The 16,097-nt window shown below is 62.8% G+C and carries 16 protein-coding genes; all 16 read left to right on the top strand.

The genetic code is table 11. The annotated features are described in order from the left end of the window. The first annotated feature begins 106 nt into the window (after window positions 1-106). The 16 genes from PMI20_RS11460 to PMI20_RS11535 all read left to right on the top strand — a co-directional run bounded on the left by PMI20_RS11460 (window position 107) and on the right by PMI20_RS11535 (window position 16,088). On the top strand, window positions 107-1,465 hold the full coding sequence (locus tag PMI20_RS11460; protein ID WP_284172579.1) for a flagellar hook-length control protein FliK: 1,359 nt from the start codon (window positions 107-109) through the stop codon (window positions 1,463-1,465). A gap of 178 nt (window positions 1,466-1,643) precedes the next feature. Beyond that, window positions 1,644-2,147 carry a flagellar basal body-associated protein FliL gene (fliL, locus tag PMI20_RS11465; protein ID WP_007922529.1) on the top strand — a complete coding sequence of 168 codons (504 nt, stop codon included), beginning with the start codon at window positions 1,644-1,646 and terminating at the stop codon, window positions 2,145-2,147. Between the two features lie 9 nt (window positions 2,148-2,156). After that, entirely contained in the window at window positions 2,157-3,125 is a 969-nt protein-coding gene (fliM, locus tag PMI20_RS11470) for a flagellar motor switch protein FliM (protein ID WP_007922528.1), read from the top strand. A gap of 54 nt (window positions 3,126-3,179) precedes the next feature. Next, on the top strand, window positions 3,180-3,647 hold the full coding sequence (gene fliN, locus PMI20_RS11475) for a flagellar motor switch protein FliN (protein ID WP_007922527.1): 468 nt from the start codon (window positions 3,180-3,182) through the stop codon (window positions 3,645-3,647). Further along, window positions 3,648-4,085 carry a flagellar biosynthetic protein FliO gene (fliO, locus tag PMI20_RS11480; protein WP_037033955.1) on the top strand — a complete coding sequence of 146 codons (438 nt, stop codon included), beginning with the start codon at window positions 3,648-3,650 and terminating at the stop codon, window positions 4,083-4,085. Continuing rightward, window positions 4,085-4,834, top strand: a complete 750-nt coding sequence (fliP, locus tag PMI20_RS11485) for a flagellar type III secretion system pore protein FliP (RefSeq protein ID WP_007922525.1) — start codon at window positions 4,085-4,087, stop codon at window positions 4,832-4,834. The genes fliO and fliP overlap by 1 nt, the downstream gene beginning before the upstream one ends. A gap of 24 nt (window positions 4,835-4,858) precedes the next feature. Beyond that, the gene (gene fliQ / locus PMI20_RS11490; protein WP_003184009.1) at window positions 4,859-5,128 is read left to right on the top strand and encodes a flagellar biosynthesis protein FliQ; all 270 of its coding nucleotides are present in this window, start codon (window positions 4,859-4,861) and stop codon (window positions 5,126-5,128) included. A gap of 3 nt (window positions 5,129-5,131) precedes the next feature. Continuing rightward, window positions 5,132-5,914: a flagellar biosynthetic protein FliR gene (gene fliR, locus PMI20_RS11495; RefSeq protein WP_007922510.1), complete on the top strand. Its 783-nt coding sequence runs from the start codon at window positions 5,132-5,134 to the stop codon at window positions 5,912-5,914. Window positions 5,915-5,917: 3 nt separating this feature from the next. Next, window positions 5,918-7,054, top strand: a complete 1,137-nt coding sequence (gene flhB / locus PMI20_RS11500; RefSeq protein WP_007922509.1) for a flagellar biosynthesis protein FlhB — start codon at window positions 5,918-5,920, stop codon at window positions 7,052-7,054. Window positions 7,055-7,290: 236 nt separating this feature from the next. Further along, on the top strand, window positions 7,291-9,420 hold the full coding sequence (flhA, locus tag PMI20_RS11505; protein WP_037033952.1) for a flagellar biosynthesis protein FlhA: 2,130 nt from the start codon (window positions 7,291-7,293) through the stop codon (window positions 9,418-9,420). An 11-nt stretch (window positions 9,421-9,431) separates the two neighbouring features. Beyond that, window positions 9,432-10,748 carry a flagellar biosynthesis GTPase FlhF gene (flhF, locus tag PMI20_RS11510; protein WP_007922507.1) on the top strand — a complete coding sequence of 439 codons (1,317 nt, stop codon included), beginning with the start codon at window positions 9,432-9,434 and terminating at the stop codon, window positions 10,746-10,748. A 118-nt stretch (window positions 10,749-10,866) separates the two neighbouring features. Continuing rightward, window positions 10,867-11,697: a flagellar synthesis regulator FleN gene (gene fleN, locus PMI20_RS11515; RefSeq protein ID WP_007922506.1), complete on the top strand. Its 831-nt coding sequence runs from the start codon at window positions 10,867-10,869 to the stop codon at window positions 11,695-11,697. After that, window positions 11,694-12,434: an RNA polymerase sigma factor FliA gene (gene fliA / locus PMI20_RS11520; protein WP_007922505.1), complete on the top strand. Its 741-nt coding sequence runs from the start codon at window positions 11,694-11,696 to the stop codon at window positions 12,432-12,434. The genes fleN and fliA overlap by 4 nt, the downstream gene beginning before the upstream one ends. Window positions 12,435-12,594: 160 nt before the next feature. Beyond that, window positions 12,595-12,966, top strand: a complete 372-nt coding sequence (locus tag PMI20_RS11525) for a chemotaxis response regulator CheY (RefSeq protein WP_003183998.1) — start codon at window positions 12,595-12,597, stop codon at window positions 12,964-12,966. A 29-nt stretch (window positions 12,967-12,995) separates the two neighbouring features. Further along, window positions 12,996-13,784: a protein phosphatase CheZ gene (locus PMI20_RS11530; RefSeq protein ID WP_007922504.1), complete on the top strand. Its 789-nt coding sequence runs from the start codon at window positions 12,996-12,998 to the stop codon at window positions 13,782-13,784. Between the two features lie 12 nt (window positions 13,785-13,796). Beyond that, window positions 13,797-16,088 carry a chemotaxis protein CheA gene (locus PMI20_RS11535; RefSeq protein WP_007922502.1) on the top strand — a complete coding sequence of 764 codons (2,292 nt, stop codon included), beginning with the start codon at window positions 13,797-13,799 and terminating at the stop codon, window positions 16,086-16,088. Window positions 16,089-16,097: the final 9 nt, after the last annotated feature.

Raw genomic sequence — 16,097 nt, forward strand, 5'->3', positions numbered from 1 at the left:
CCGCTGCAGCCCAGGTTTTTTCCCGCGAGCCAGCAAAGCTGGCTCGACCTTTGCAGTCAAGTCTCCCAACTGTACCTACGATCCCAGTGCAGCGGAGACCGTTTTCATGCCCCTTACCCCGAACATGTTTCTTCAGGCCGCTTCCCAGGCCAAGACTCAAGCGTCTTCCGCCACCCCCCAGGCCAGCGCCGCCGAGCCCGGGGACAAAGGCGCAAGCTTTGCCCGGGTGTTCGCCAAGGAGGCACTCGGCAAGCCGGTAGCGGCTGCCGGCGGCCCGATCAAGCCGGCTCGCGACAAGGGGGGCGAAAGCGCTGCCAAGGTGGATCCGGGCAAGGGCAAGACTGCCGCCTCCGAGCCTGCGGTTGCCGATAGCGGCAAAACCTTGCCTGCCGACAAGGCTGTCGCCAGTGACAAAAAAGTCGCCGATGACCAGGCCGCGAGCAGCGATCAGCCGCTGGCCGAGAGCACGCCGGTCGACCCGACCCTCGATCCGGCGCTGATGCAGGCGACCCAGCCGTTGCCGGCGCCCGAGCCGGAAGTGGCGGTCGCGCCGGTTCCGGCACAGCCGCCAGTGCAGCCGCAAACGCAGCCGGTGATACCGGTGGTGGCCAGCACCGCGACGCCGGTGCCGGTCGATCCGGAATTCGATCCTGAAGCCGATCCGCTGGATGCGTTGCCGGTGGTGCGCCTGGCCATGGAGCAGAGCGGCCATGTCTCGGCTTCCAGTCAGGCGCAGAACAAGGCGTCGCCGAGCGTGGTGGCCGATGACGGACCGACTTCGGCCCAGACCTTCGCCAGCGGCATGGCCACTATGTTGGACCTGCAGGTGGACAAGGACAGCACCGAGCAGGGCGGCGAAAAGGCTTTCAGCGGCCTGCTCGATGACGGTCTCAAGGACCTCAAGGGCGCTGCCAGCGACACCCGCGTCGACGATTTCGCCAACCGCCTGGCAGCCCTGACCCAGGCGGCCACGCCCAAGACCGCCAATGCCGTCCCGGTGAACCAGCCGCTGGCCATGCATCAGAGCGGCTGGACCGAAGAAGTGGTCAACCGGGTCATGTACCTGTCCAGCGTCAATCTGAAGTCGGCCGAGATCCAGTTGCAGCCGGCCGAGCTGGGGCGCCTGGATATTCGCGTGAACATGGTGCCGGACCAGCAGACCCAGGTGACCTTCATGAGTGCCCATGTCGGCGTGCGCGAGGCCCTCGAAGGGCAGATGCATCGCCTGCGCGACATGTTCCACCAGCAAGGCATGGGGCAGGTGGACGTCAACGTCTCCGACCAGTCGCGCAACTGGCAGGGTGGCCAGGAGCAGGCCCAGCAGGGGCAGCATCGCAGCAACGGCACCAGCGCCAGCGGCGGGCGTCTGGATGGGGTGGATGAAGAGTTGCCGCCGAGCGTCGCCGAAGTCGCCGCCAGCACCAGCACGGTCATCGGCAGCAGCGCCGTCGACTATTACGCCTGACCCGCTTCGGGCGTCATTGAACAGAAGATCGCCAGCCGTGTGGCGCCGCGGCTGGCGATCTTTTGCTTTGCGCTTCCCCTATCCCTTCAGTTCATCCCAGTTCAGACAAATCTGGCATAACACTTGCTCTTGCCTTGCCGTGCGACTGTGAAAACCCGATTAGTGACGGATTATTGGCATGGCGAAGAGCGAAGCAGCAGAGAAAACCCCCGCCGGGAAAGGCAAACTCAAGCTTATCCTCTTGATTGTTCTGGCCCTGTTGCTGGCGATCGGTTTGTCCGTCGGGGCGACCTGGTACTTCATGCACAGCAGTGCCCAGAGCAAGCCTGCCGAGACGACCGAGGCGACCAGCAGCGTCAAGCCGGCGGCCATCTATGAGCCCATGGCACCAGCCTTCGTGGCCAACTACACGCAGAACGGCCGCCAGCGCTACATGCAGGTGAGCATCACCCTGCTGGCGCGCAACCAGGCCGATCTGGATGCGCTGAAAGTGCATATGCCGGTGATCCGCAACAACCTGGTCATGCTCTTCTCCGGCCAGAGCTTCGACACCCTGGCGACTCCGGTCGGTCAGGAAATGCTGCGTCAGAAGGCCACCGCCAGCGTGCAGGAAGTGGCGCAGAAAGAGGTCGGCAAAGTGGTGGTCGAGCAGTTGCTCTTTACTAACTTCGTACTGCAGTAGGAACACGACATGGCCGTGCAGGACCTGCTGTCCCAGGATGAGATCGACGCGCTGCTGCATGGCGTCGATGACGGTCTGGTACAGACCGAACACGCCGCCGAGCCCGGCAGCGTCAAAAGCTACGACCTGACCAGCCAGGATCGCATCGTCCGCGGACGCATGCCGACCCTGGAGATGATCAACGAACGTTTTGCCCGCTACACCCGTATCAGCATGTTCAACATGCTGCGCCGTTCGGCGGACGTGGCGGTGGGCGGCGTGCAGGTGATGAAATTCGGCGAATACGTGCACTCGCTGTACGTGCCGACCAGCCTCAACCTGGTGAAGATCAAGCCGCTGCGCGGTACCGCGCTGTTCATCCTCGACGCCAAGCTGGTGTTCAAGCTGGTGGACAACTTCTTCGGCGGCGACGGTCGTCACGCCAAGATCGAAGGCCGTGAATTCACCCCGACCGAATTGCGCGTGGTGCGCATGGTGCTGGAGCAGGCTTTCGTCGACCTGAAGGAAGCCTGGCAGGCGATCATGGAAGTCAACTTCGAGTACATCAACTCCGAAGTGAACCCGGCCATGGCCAACATCGTCGGCCCGAGCGAAGCGATCGTGGTCTCGACCTTCCATATCGAGCTCGATGGCGGTGGTGGCGACCTGCACGTGACCATGCCGTACTCGATGATCGAGCCGGTGCGGGAAATGCTCGACGCCGGCTTCCAGTCGGACCTGGACGACCAGGACGAGCGCTGGAGCAAGGCCCTGCGCGAAGACGTGCTGGATGTGGATGTGCCCTTGAGCGCCACGGTCGCCCGCCGGCAGTTGCGCCTGCGCGACATCCTGCACATGCAGCCAGGGGATGTGATCCCGGTGGAACTGCCTGAAGACATGATCATGCGCGCCAACGGCGTACCGGCGTTCAAGGTCAAGCTCGGTTCGCACAAGGGCAACCTGGCCCTGCAAGTGGTCGAGCCGATCGAGCGCCGTTGAGCGGCGTTGTTATGAATTCGCTTTGTTAATGATTTTTTGCCCGCCGAGGACAACATGGCTGACGAACACGAAATGACTTCCGCAGAAGACCAGGCCCTGGCTGATGAGTGGGCGGCTGCCCTGCAGGAAACCGGCGACGCCGGGCAAGACGATATCGATGCCTTGCTGGCGGCCGATGCGGCCAGCGCGCCGGCGTCCAATCGCCTGCCGATGGAAGAGTTCGGCAGCGTGCCGAAGAACAACGAGCCGGTGAGCCTCGACGGTCCGAACCTGGATGTGATCCTGGATATCCCGGTATCGATCTCCATGGAGGTCGGCAGCACCGACATCAACATTCGCAACCTGCTGCAGCTCAACCAGGGGTCGGTGATCGAACTCGATCGCCTGGCCGGCGAGCCGCTGGACGTGCTGGTCAACGGCACGCTGATCGCCCATGGCGAAGTGGTGGTGGTCAACGAGAAGTTCGGCATCCGCCTGACCGACGTGATCAGCCCGAGCGAACGCATCAAGAAGCTGCGCTAAGTGAGAAAGGCACTCGCGCTGTTCCTGGCCTGGCCGCTCTGGGCCATGGCCGCCGAGCCGGTGGCCGGTACCGCCGCGCCAGCGGTTGGCAGCAGCGGCGTGGCCGGGCAGCTGACCCAGCTGGTGCTGGGCCTGTTGCTGGTGGTGGGGCTGATCTTCTTCCTCGCCTGGCTGTTGCGCCGGGTGCAGCAGGCCGGACCGGCCGGCAAGGGCCAGGTCATCGAGCTGATCGGTTCGCGTGCGCTTGGCCCGCGGGACCGGCTGGTGCTGGTGCAGGTCGGCAACGAACAGATTCTGCTCGGCCTGACGCCGGGCACCATCACTGCGTTGCATGTGCTCAAGGAGCCGGTGCAGGTGCCGAGCACCGAGCAGGCGACTCCGGAGTTTGCCCAGCGCCTGATGGAGCTGCTGGGCAAGGATCAGAAGGATAAGAAGTAATGCCGTTGCGCCTCCTCTTGATGTTGGCCCTGATGCTGGCGGCGCCGCTGGCGCTGGCGGCCGACCCGTTGTCGATCCCGGCGATCACCCTCGGCACCAATGCCGACGGCCAGCAGGAATACTCGGTCAGCCTGCAGATCCTGTTGATCATGACCGCGCTGAGCTTCATTCCGGCGTTCGTCATGCTGATGACCAGCTTTACCCGGATCATCATCGTGTTCTCGATCCTGCGTCAGGCCCTGGGCCTGCAGCAGACGCCGTCGAACCAGATCCTCACCGGCATGGCGCTGTTCCTGACGATGTTCATCATGGCCCCGGTGTTCGACCGGGTGAACCAGGATGCCCTGCAGCCGTACCTGGCGGAGAAGCTCAGCGCCCAGGACGCGGTGGCCAAGGCCCAGGTGCCGATCAAGGACTTCATGCTGGCCCAGACCCGCAGCAGCGACCTGGAGCTGTTCATGCGCCTGTCCAAACGCACTGATATCGCGACGCCGGACCAGGCGCCGCTGACGATACTGGTGCCGGCCTTCGTCACCTCGGAGCTGAAGACCGCGTTCCAGATTGGTTTCATGATCTTCATTCCGTTCCTGATCATCGACCTGGTGGTCGCCAGTGTGCTGATGGCCATGGGCATGATGATGCTCTCGCCACTGATCATTTCCCTGCCGTTCAAGATCATGCTGTTCGTGCTGGTGGATGGCTGGGCGCTGATCATCGGCACCCTGGCGGGCAGTTTCGGCGGTGTTTAAAACCTTGTTGGCGGGTGGTGCGCAATGACGCCTGAAGTTGCGGTAGACCTGTTTCGCGAAGCGCTCTGGCTGACCACCATGATGGTCGCCATCCTGGTGATCCCCAGCCTGCTGGTGGGCTTGCTGGTGGCGATGTTCCAGGCCGCCACCCAGATCAACGAACAGACCCTGAGCTTCCTGCCGCGCCTGCTGGTGATGCTGGTGACGCTGATCGTCGCCGGTCCCTGGCTGGTGCAGACCTTCATGGAATACATCCTGCAGTTGTACGGCAGTATTCCGCAGTTGATCGGCTGAATCATGTCTCTGCTGGCGCTTACCGATACGCAGATCAGCACCTGGGTCGCGAGCTTCATGCTGCCGCTGTTTCGTATCGGCGCCGTGTTGATGACCATGCCGGTCTTCGGCACGACCCTGGTGCCGACCCGTATCCGCCTGTATTTCACCCTGGCCATCACAGTCGTGGTGGTGCCGGGGCTGCCGCCCATGCCGGCGGTCAATGCACTGGATCTCGGCGGGCTGCTGCTGATTGCCGAGCAGATCATCATCGGTGCCTTGTTCGGTTTCTCCCTGCAGTTGTTCTTCCAGGCTTTCGTGATCGCCGGGCAGATCATTTCGACGCAGATGGGTATGGGCTTCGCCTCCATGGTCGACCCCACCAACGGTGTTTCGGCGGCGGTGATCGGGCAGTTCCTGACCATGCTGGTGACCTTGCTGTTCCTCGGCATGAATGGGCATCTGGTGGTTTTCGAGGTGCTGACCGAGAGCTTCACCACCTTGCCGGTGGGCAGCGCGCTGCTGGTCAACCATTTCTGGGACATCGCCGGCAAGCTGGGTTGGGTGCTGGGCGCCGCGCTGTTGCTGGTATTGCCGGCGATCACCGCGTTGCTGGTGGTGAACATCGCCTTTGGCGTGATGACCCGCGCGGCGCCGCAGTTGAACATTTTCTCCATCGGCTTTCCGCTGACCCTGGTGCTGGGCCTGGTGATTTTCTGGGTCAGCCTGGGCGACATTCTCAACCAGTACCAACCGCTGGCCGTCGAGGCCCTGCAGTTGCTACGCAACCTGGCACAGGCGCGTTGAGCCATGGCTGAGAGCGAGAGCGGTCAGGACAAGACAGAAGACCCCACGGAGAAACGCAAGAAGGACTCCCGGGAAAAGGGTGAGATTGCCCGCTCCAAGGAACTCAATACCCTGGCGATCACCATGATCGGCGCCGCCGGCCTGCTGATCTACGGCGCGGGAGTGGCCCGGGACCTGCTGGAAATCATGCGCCTGAATTTCTCCCTGCCGCGCGAGGTGCTGCTCAGCCCCGGCGCCATGGGCCTGTACCTGCTGCATTCGGGCAAGATCGCGATTATCGCCGCGATGCCGATCCTGCTGCCCCTGGTGCTGGCGGCGCTGATCGGTCCTATCTCCCTGGGCGGCTGGCTGTTTTCCACCAAGAGCCTGGCGCCCAAGTTCAGCCGCATGAACCCGCTCAGCGGCATGAAGCGCATGGTGTCCCCGACCTCGCTGATCGAGTTGCTCAAGGCCTTCGCCAAGTTCGTAGTGATCTTGATCGTGGCCTTGTCGGTGCTGTCTTCGGACATCGACGACCTGCTGCGGATCGCCCACGAGCCGCTGGAGCAGGCGATTATCCACAGTGTGCAAGTGGTGGCCTGGAGCACCTTGTGGATGGCTTGCGGGCTGATCCTGATCGCCGCGGTGGACGTGCCGGTGCAGCTGTACCAGAGCTACAAGAAGCTGCTGATGACCAAGCAGGAAGTGCGTGACGAGCACAAGGATCAGGAGGGGCGTCCGGAGGTCAAGCAGCGGATTCGCCAGGTCCAGCGCGAGATGTCGCAGCGGCGGATGATGGCGGCGATTCCCGAGGCGGATGTGGTCATCACCAACCCGACCCACTACGCCGTGGCGCTCAAGTACGACGCCGAGAAGGGTGGGGCGCCGGTGTTGCTGGCCAAGGGCAGCGATTTCCTGGCGCTGAAGATCCGCGAGATCGCCGTGGCCAACGAGGTGCTGTTGCTGGAATCGCCGGCGCTGGCGCGTTCGATCTACTACTCCACCGAGCTGGAGCAGGAAATCCCCGCCGGGCTTTATCTGGCGGTGGCCCAGGTGCTGGCGTATGTCTATCAGATTCGCCAGCACCGGGCCGGTAAAGGCAAGCGTCCCGATCCGCTCAAGGACCTGCCGATTCCGCCGGATTTGCGTCGCGATTCCTGAGATCGGCGTTGGCTGTGCCGACGTTATCGCGAGCAAGCTCGCTCCTACAGAATCCACGCCCGGCCTGTAGGAATGAGCTTGCTCGCGATGGCGCGAAAGCGCCTTGTGTGACGACTGATGGCGCAACGCCATAAATCAGTTTGTGTTCCAGGCCAAAGTTGGAAGGCTTCTTGCAATACCCGCCCTGCGCCGCCTCCAGGCGTCAAAAGTTTGCTTCAAGGGAACGGGGAATACCGGTGGATCGCTCTCAGTTAATCAGTACGGCTCGCACTAACCTGGCCGACCTCAGTCGAGGGAACCTGGGGGTGCCGCTGTTGCTGCTGGTCATGCTGGCCATGATGATGCTGCCGGTGCCGCCGTTCCTGCTGGACGTGTTCTTCACCTTCAACATCGCCCTGTCGATCGTCGTGCTGCTGGTCTGTGTGTATGCCCTGCGGCCGCTGGATTTCGCGGTATTCCCGACCATCCTGCTGGTGGCGACTCTGTTGCGCCTGGCGCTGAACGTGGCCTCCACGCGGGTGGTGATGCTCCACGGCCAGGACGGTCACGCCGCCGCCGGTAAAGTGATCCAGGCCTTCGGCGAGGTGGTGATCGGCGGTAACTATGTGGTCGGTATCGTGGTGTTCGCGATCCTGATGATCATCAACTTCGTGGTGGTGACCAAGGGTGCCGGGCGGATTTCCGAGGTGAGCGCGCGTTTCACCCTCGATGCGATGCCGGGCAAGCAGATGGCCATCGACGCCGACCTCAACGCCGGCCTGATCGACCAGGCCCAGGCCAAGGCCCGCCGCTCGGAAGTGGCCCAGGAGGCCGAGTTCTACGGTTCCATGGACGGTGCCAGCAAGTTCGTCCGCGGTGACGCCATCGCCGGCCTGCTGATCCTGTTCATCAACCTGATCGGCGGCATGGCGGTCGGCATCTTCCAGCACCACATGTCCTTCGGCGATGCCGGCCGGGTCTACGCCTTGCTGACCATCGGTGACGGTTTGGTGGCGCAATTGCCATCGCTGCTGCTGTCCACCGCGGCCGCGATCATGGTGACCCGTGCTTCCGGTTCCGAAGACATGGGCAAGCAGATCAACCGGCAGATGTTCGCCTCGCCCCGGGCCCTGGCTGTCGCCGCTGGCCTGATGGCGGTGATGGGCCTGGTGCCGGGCATGCCGCACTTTTCCTTCCTGAGCATGGCGGCCCTGGCGGCCGGTGCCGCGTACCTTTTCTGGAAACGCCAGAACGTGGTCAAGGTCAAGGCGCTGGAAGAGGTCAAGCGCCAGCAGGAGCTGCTGCCTTCGCCGGCCCGCGCCCTGGAAACCAAGGAACTGGGCTGGGACGACGTGACCCAGATCGACATGATCGGCCTGGAAGTCGGTTACCGCCTGATTCCCCTGGTGGACCGCAACCAGGGTGGGCAATTGCTGGCGCGGATCAAGGGCGTGCGCAAGAAGCTGTCCCAGGACCTGGGCTTCCTCATGCCCACCGTGCATATTCGCGACAACCTCGACCTGGCGCCCAGCGCCTACCGGCTGACGCTGATGGGGGTGATCCTGGCCGAGGCCGAGATTTACCCGGATCGCGAGCTGGCGATCAACCCGGGGCAGGTCTATGGCACGCTCAACGGCATCAACGCCAAAGATCCGGCCTTCGGCCTGGAGGCGGTGTGGATCGAGATCAGCCAGCGCGCCCAGGCGCAGTCGCTGGGCTACACCGTGGTCGACGCCAGCACCGTGGTCGCCACCCACCTCAACCAGATTCTGTACAAGCACTCCAGCGAGCTGATCGGCCACGAAGAAGTCCAGCAGCTCTTGCAATTGCTGGCCAAGGGGTCGCCGAAGCTGGCGGAAGAGCTGGTGCCGGGCGTGCTTTCGTTGTCCCAGCTGCTCAAGGTGCTGCAGGCGCTGCTGGCCGAACAGGTGCCGGTGCGCGATATCCGCAGCATTGCCGAGGCCATCGCGAACAATGCCGCCAAGAGTCAAGATACTGCCGCTTTGGTGGCCGCGGTGCGTGTCGGATTGTCGCGCGCCATCGTGCAAAGCATTGTAGGTACTGAGTCCGAGCTGCCTGTGATCACCTTGGAGCCCAGGTTGGAACAGATTTTGCTCAATAGTCTGCAGAAGGCAGGACAAGGCTCGGAAGAGGGTGTCCTGTTGGAGCCAAGCATGGCTGAGAAGCTGCAGCGTTCGTTGATCGAAGCCGCGCAGCGCCAGGAAATGCAAGGTCAACCGGTGATTCTGCTGGTAGCCGGTCCGGTCCGCGCGATGCTCTCGCGGTTCGGGCGCCTGGCGGTCCCGGGCTTGCACGTGTTGGCGTACCAGGAAATCCCTGACAACAAGCAAGTGACCATCGTTGCGACAGTAGGGCCCAACGGCTGAGGTAGTGGGTTATGCAAGTTAAGCGTTTTTTCGCCGCCGATATGCGTCAGGCCATGAAGCTGGTTCGTGATGAGCTGGGCGCCGACGCCGCCATCATTGGCAATCGCCGCATCGCCGGCGGTGTCGAGCTGACGGCTGCCCTGGATTACAAGCTGTCGGCGCTGGCGCCACGGGTGCCGAACATGGAGCTCGAGGACGAACTGCGCAAGACTCAGTCGCGCATCGTCACCGCCCAGGCCGAACTGAGCCTGCGTGGCGACGGCGATGCCAGCACCAATCGCCAGCTGTTCGCCGGCCTGCCGCTGACCGCCGCCGAGCCGCTGATCGAACCTACATTCAACGAGCCCCAGCGCCCGGCCCCGGTAGTCGCCGCGCCGGCTGTCGATCAGCGGGCACTGGACTCGATGCGTTTTGAACTCAATGGCCTGCGCGAGCTGCTGGAAGTCCAGCTCGGCTCCCTGGCCTGGAGCCAGCTGCAAGGCAGCCGGCCCGAACAGGCCAACCTGTGGCGGCGCCTGCAGCGTATCGGCTTGTCCGGTCCGCTGGCCCGCGACCTGCTGGCGCTGATCACTGAAATCGACGAACCCCGCCAGGCCTGGCGCATGCTCCTGGCCCACCTGGCGCGGATGATCGTGACCCCGGAAGTCGAGCCACTGGAGGAGGGCGGTGTGATCGCCATGGTCGGCCCCGCCGGCATGGGCAAGACCACCACCCTGGCCAAGCTGGCCGCGCGTTATGTACTCAAGTACGGCGCGCAGAACATCGCGCTGGTGAGCATGGACAGCTACCGCATCGGCGCCCAGGAACAGCTCAAGACCCTGGGCCGGATCCTCAACGTCTCGGTGACCCATGTCGACCCGGGCCAGTCCCTGGCGCAAGCCCTCGATCCGCTGCTGCGCAAGCGTGTGGTGCTGATCGACACCGCCGGCCTGCAAGCCAGCGACCCGGCCCTGCGCATGCAGCTGGAAAGCCTGGCTGGACGTGGCATCCGGGCAAAAAATTATCTGGTCTTGGCAACCACCAGCCAGAAACAGGTTCTAACCGCCGCATACCACAGCTACAAGCGTTGCGGGCTGGCCGGCTGCATCCTGACTAAACTGGATGAAACCGCCAGCCTTGGTGAGGTGTTGAGCCTGGCGATCAGTCATGAACTCCCCGTTGCCTATCTGACCGATGGCCCGCGGATTCCGGACGATCTGCACTTGCCGCGCCGTCACCAGCTGGTCAGTCGTGCGGTGAGCGTGCAGATGCAGGAAGAACCCAGCGAAGAAGCCATGGCTGACATGTTCGCTGACCTCTACCACAACCCGACCAAGCGGGTTGGCTGAGGGAATCATGAAAAGATTGCAATGTACCTACATCGATGGTCTGCCAGGCATTGTTCCGTTGGTGAACGCGCAGCCAGTTATGTGGCCCCGTCTAAGTAAGACAAGGTAAAGAACGAACATGGGCAGCATGCATCCCGTACAGGTGATCGCGGTGACCGGCGGCAAAGGTGGCGTCGGCAAGACTAACGTGTCAGTGAACTTGTCCCTGGCCCTAGCGGAGCTCGGCCGGCGCGTCATGCTGCTGGACGCCGACCTGGGCCTGGCTAACGTCGACGTGCTATTGGGGCTGACCCCCAAACGGACCCTCGCCGACGTGATCGAAGGCCGCTGCGAGCTGCGCGATGTGCTGCTGCAGGGGCCGGGTGGAATCCGTATCGTGCCGGCGGCGTCCGGCACCCAGAGCATGGTTCATCTGAGCCCGGCGCAGCATGCCGGCCTGATCCAGGCCTTCAGCGACATCGGCGACAACCTCGATGTGCTGGTGATCGACACCGCCGCCGGCATCGGCGACTCGGTGGTCAGCTTCGTCCGCGCGGCCCAGGAGGTGTTGCTGGTGGTCTGCGACGAGCCGACCTCGATCACCGACGCCTACGCGCTGATCAAGCTGCTCAACCGCGACTACGGCATGAACCGCTTCCGCGTGCTCGCCAACATGGCACAGAGCCCGCAGGAAGGGCGCAACCTGTTCGCCAAGTTGACCAAGGTCACGGATCGCTTCCTGGACGTGGCCCTACAATATGTCGGCGCCGTGCCTTACGACGAATGCGTGCGCAAGGCCGTGCAAAAGCAGCGTGCGGTCTATGAAGCGTTTCCGCGTTCGAAATGCGCGCTGGCATTCAAGGCCATCGCGCAGAAGGTCGATACCTGGCCGTTGCCGGCCAACCCACGTGGACATCTGGAATTTTTCGTCGAGCGGCTCGTGCATCAGACAGCGGGACCGGTGCTATGAGCGCCAGCGGCTACAACCTTTACAAAAAGTCGGCACGTGACAGCCAGTACGAATTGATCGAGCGCTATGCGCCTCTGGTCAAGCGTATTGCCTATCACTTGCTGGCGCGCCTGCCGGCCAGTGTCCAGGTCGAAGACCTGATCCAGGCCGGGATGATCGGTCTGCTCGAAGTGTCGACCAAGTACGACGCGAGCAAGGGCGCGAGTTTCGAGACCTACGCGGGTATCCGTATCCGTGGTGCGATGCTCGATGAGGTCCGTAAAGGTGACTGGGCGCCGCGTTCGGTACATCGCAATACCCGGATGGTGAGCGATGCCATTCGCGCAATTGAAGCTAAAACCGGTCGTGACGCTAAAGATCATGAAGTTGCGGCCGAACTTCAATTGAGTCTCGACGATTATTACGGGATTTTGAACGACACCTTGGGCAGTCGCCTGTTCAGCTTCGACGACCTGTTGCAGGACGGCGAGCATGAAGGGCTGCATGAGGATGGCGCGAGTGCTCATCTCGAGCCGTCGCGCGACCTGGAGGACGAACGTTTCCAGGCCGCGCTGGCGGACGCGATTGCCAATTTGCCGGAGCGTGAGCGACTGGTCTTGGCGCTGTACTACGACGAAGAGCTGAACCTCAAGGAAATCGGTGAGGTCCTGGGAGTCAGCGAATCGCGGGTCAGCCAGTTACACAGCCAGTGCGCGGCCCGTTTGCGGGGGCGTTTGGGAGAGTGGCGAGCGCGCTGACAGGCAGTGTGGGGGACACTGCGGGCGAGACTGGCACGACGTGGCCGGACTTGCGGTGTGTATTCCATGCAGTCGTTGAGTGCTCTGCCTGATTGATTGAATGGCGCGTTCAGGTGCTGGACGCGTTTAAGACTGCTTGGAGGTCGAATTGGACAAGAACATGAAAATCCTCATCGTTGATGACTTCTCAACGATGCGGCGGATCATAAAAAACCTGTTGCGTGACCTGGGCTTCACCAACACGGTCGAGGCTGACGATGGCACCACCGCCATTCCGGTCCTCAACAGTGGGAGCATCGACTTTCTGGTAACGGACTGGAACATGCCCGGCATGACCGGTATCGATCTGCTGCGCCATGTGCGCGCCGATGAAAAACTCAAGCACCTGCCGGTACTCATGGTGACCGCTGAAGCCAAGCGCGAACAGATCATCGAAGCTGCCCAGGCCGGCGTAAACGGTTATGTGGTCAAGCCCTTCACGGCCCAGGCGTTGAAAGAGAAGATCGAGAAGATCTTCGAACGCATCGGTTGAGAGTGGAATCATTCCGCCACGGGGGAGCTATGGAGCACAACGAATCTTCATTGGGCGATTTCGAATCGACCCTGAAAAAACACGCACTCGAACTGGTCGACAGCCTTGAAAAAGGCAAGTTCGGCGAAGCCGTGCAACTGATCCATGAGCTCAACCAGACCCGTGATCGCGGCCTGTACCAGGAGGTCGGCAAGCTCACCCGCGAGCTGCATAGCGCCATCGTCAATTTCCAGATTGACCCGCATATGCCGCAAGCCGAGGAAGTTTCACAGATCACGGATGCCACCGAGCGCCTGTCCTATGTGGTCAGGCTGACCGAGGCCGCGGCCAACCGCACCATGGATCTGGTCGAGAGCGCGACCCCGCTGGTCAATGGCCTGAGCAGCGAAGCCCAGGCCCTGAGCGCCGATTGGGGGCGTTTCATGCGCCGCGAACTGGGCGCCGAGGAATTCCGCGACCTGGCCCGCCGGGTGGACGGTTTCCTGACCCGCAGCGAGCAAGACACGCGCGCGGTATCGAGCAACCTCAACGACATTCTGCTGGCGCAGGACTACCAGGACTTGACCGGTCAGGTGATCAAGCGCGTGACCCAGTTGGTCACCGAAGTCGAGAGCAACCTGCTCAAACTGGTCCTGATGGCCAGCCAGGTCGATCGTTTTGCCGGCATCGAACATGACCGTGAATCGATCCTCGCTGAAAAAGATCCGCAAAAACATCTGGCCAAGGGTGAAGGTCCGCAGATTCATGCCGATAAACGTGAAGACGTTGTATCCGGTCAGGACGATGTCGACGATTTGCTTTCCAGCCTTGGATTCTAGGAGCACCCATACATGAGCTTCGGCGCCGATGAAGAAATCCTTCAGGATTTTCTGGTTGAGGCCGGCGAGATTCTAGAGCAACTGTCCGAACAACTGGTCGAGCTGGAAAGCCGGCCGGACGATGCGGATCTGCTCAACGCAATTTTTCGCGGTTTTCACACTGTAAAAGGGGGCGCCGGCTTCCTCCAGCTCAACGAGCTGGTGGAGTGCTGCCACATCGCCGAGAACGTGTTCGACATCCTGCGCAAGGGTGAGCGTCGCGTCGACGCGGAACTGATGGACGTAGTGCTCGAAGCGCTGGACGCGGTGAACGGCATGTTCGGCCAGGTGCGCGAGCGTACCGAGATCACCGCCGCCACTCCGGAGCTGCTGGCTGCCCTGGCCCGTCTGGCCGAGCCTGCGGGGGCCGAGGAGGTCGCCGCGCCGGTGGCCGACGTTGAGGCAGTTGTTGAAGCCGTTGCCGAGCCGGTCGCCGAATCGACCGAAAGCGAGTCCGGCGATATCACCGACAGCGAGTTCGAGCAGTTGCTCGATTCGCTCAATGCCGCCAAGGCCGAGGCCGAAGCCCCGGCTGCTGTTGCTCCCGCGGCACCCGCCGCCGGTAGCGAAGCGGCCAGCGACGAAATCACCGACGCCGAGTTCGAGTCGCTGCTCGATCAATTGCATGGCAAGGGCCAGTTCGCACCGGATGCGGTGGCCCCTTCGGCCACGGCGCCGGCTGCGGAAAAAACCGCGGCCAGCGACGAAATCACCGATGACGAGTTCGAAGCCCTGCTGGATCAGCTGCATGGCAAAGGCAACTTTGCGGTCGATGCGCTGGACTCCGCGGTAGCAGCGGCGGTACCGCCGGCTGCGCCAAGCGCGGCCGCCGCCGGTAGCGACCTGATCACCGACCAGGAATTCGAATCCCTGCTCGACGAGCTGCATGGCAAGGGCAAGTTCTCTGAAGTGCCCGCTGCCGCGGCGACCGTGGGTAGCGCAACGGCCGTCACGGCTCCGGCGCCTGCCGCCGTCGCCAAGCCAGCGGTGAAGAAGCCCGAAGCCAAGGCCGAAACGCCAAAACCGGCTCCAGCCGCTGCTCCGGCGCCTGCTCGTGCTCCGGCTGCCGCCCCGGCGGAAAAGCCGGTCAGCGAAGCCGAAACCACCGTGCGGGTCGATACCGCGCGGCTGGACGAAATCATGAACATGGTCGGCGAGCTGGTGCTGGTACGTAACCGCCTGGTGCGCCTGGGGCTCAACAGCGGCGACGAAGCCATGTCCAAGGCCGTGTCGAACCTCGACGTGGTCACGGCCGACTTGCAGACCGCGGTGATGAAGACCCGGATGCAGCCGATCAAGAAGGTCTTCGGGCGCTTCCCGCGCCTGGTTCGCGACTTGGCCCGCCAGCTCAAGAAAGAGATCAACCTGGAGCTGGTCGGCGAAGAGACCGACCTCGACAAGAACCTCGTCGAGGCCCTGGCCGACCCGCTGGTGCACTTGGTGCGCAACGCCGTCGACCACGGTATCGAGTCGCCGGAAGAGCGCGAGGAAGCGGGCAAGTCCCGTGGCGGCAAGGTGGTGCTGGCGGCCGAGCAGGAAGGCGACCATATCCTGCTGTCGATCTCCGACGACGGCAAAGGCATGGACCCGAACGTCCTGCGCGCCATTGCGGTCAAGCGTGGGGTGATGGACAAGGATGCCGCCGATCGCCTGAGCGACACCGAGTGCTACAACCTGATCTTCGCCCCGGGCTTCTCGACCAAGACCGAGATCTCCGACGTGTCCGGCCGCGGCGTGGGCATGGACGTGGTGAAGACCAAGATTTCCCAGCTCAACGGTTCGATCAACATCTACTCGACCAAGGGCCAGGGTTCGAAGATCGTCATCAAGGTGCCGCTGACCCTGGCGATCATGCCGACCCTGATGGTGATGCTGGGCAACCAGGCGTTCGCCTTCCCGCTGGTCAACGTCAACGAAATCTTCCACCTGGACCTGTCGCGCACCAACGTGGTCGACGGCCAGGAGGTGGTGATCGTCCGCGACAAGGCGCTGCCACTGTTCTACCTCAAGCGCTGGCTGGTCAGTTCCGCCGCTCACGAAGAGCAGCGCGAAGGCCATGTGGTGATCCTTTCGGTCGGCACCCAGCGGATCGGCTTCGTCGTCGATCAACTGGTCGGCCAGGAAGAAGTCGTCATCAAGCCATTGGGCAAGATGCTCCAGGGGACTCCAGGCATGTCGGGCGCCACCATTACCGGTGACGGCCGCATCGCCCTGATTCTCGATGTTCCGAGCATGCTCAAGCGTTACGCCGCACGGCGTATTTGAATACCGGAG

The organism is Pseudomonas sp. GM17, from assembly GCF_000282175.2.
Taxonomy (GTDB): domain Bacteria; phylum Pseudomonadota; class Gammaproteobacteria; order Pseudomonadales; family Pseudomonadaceae; genus Aquipseudomonas; species Aquipseudomonas chlororaphis.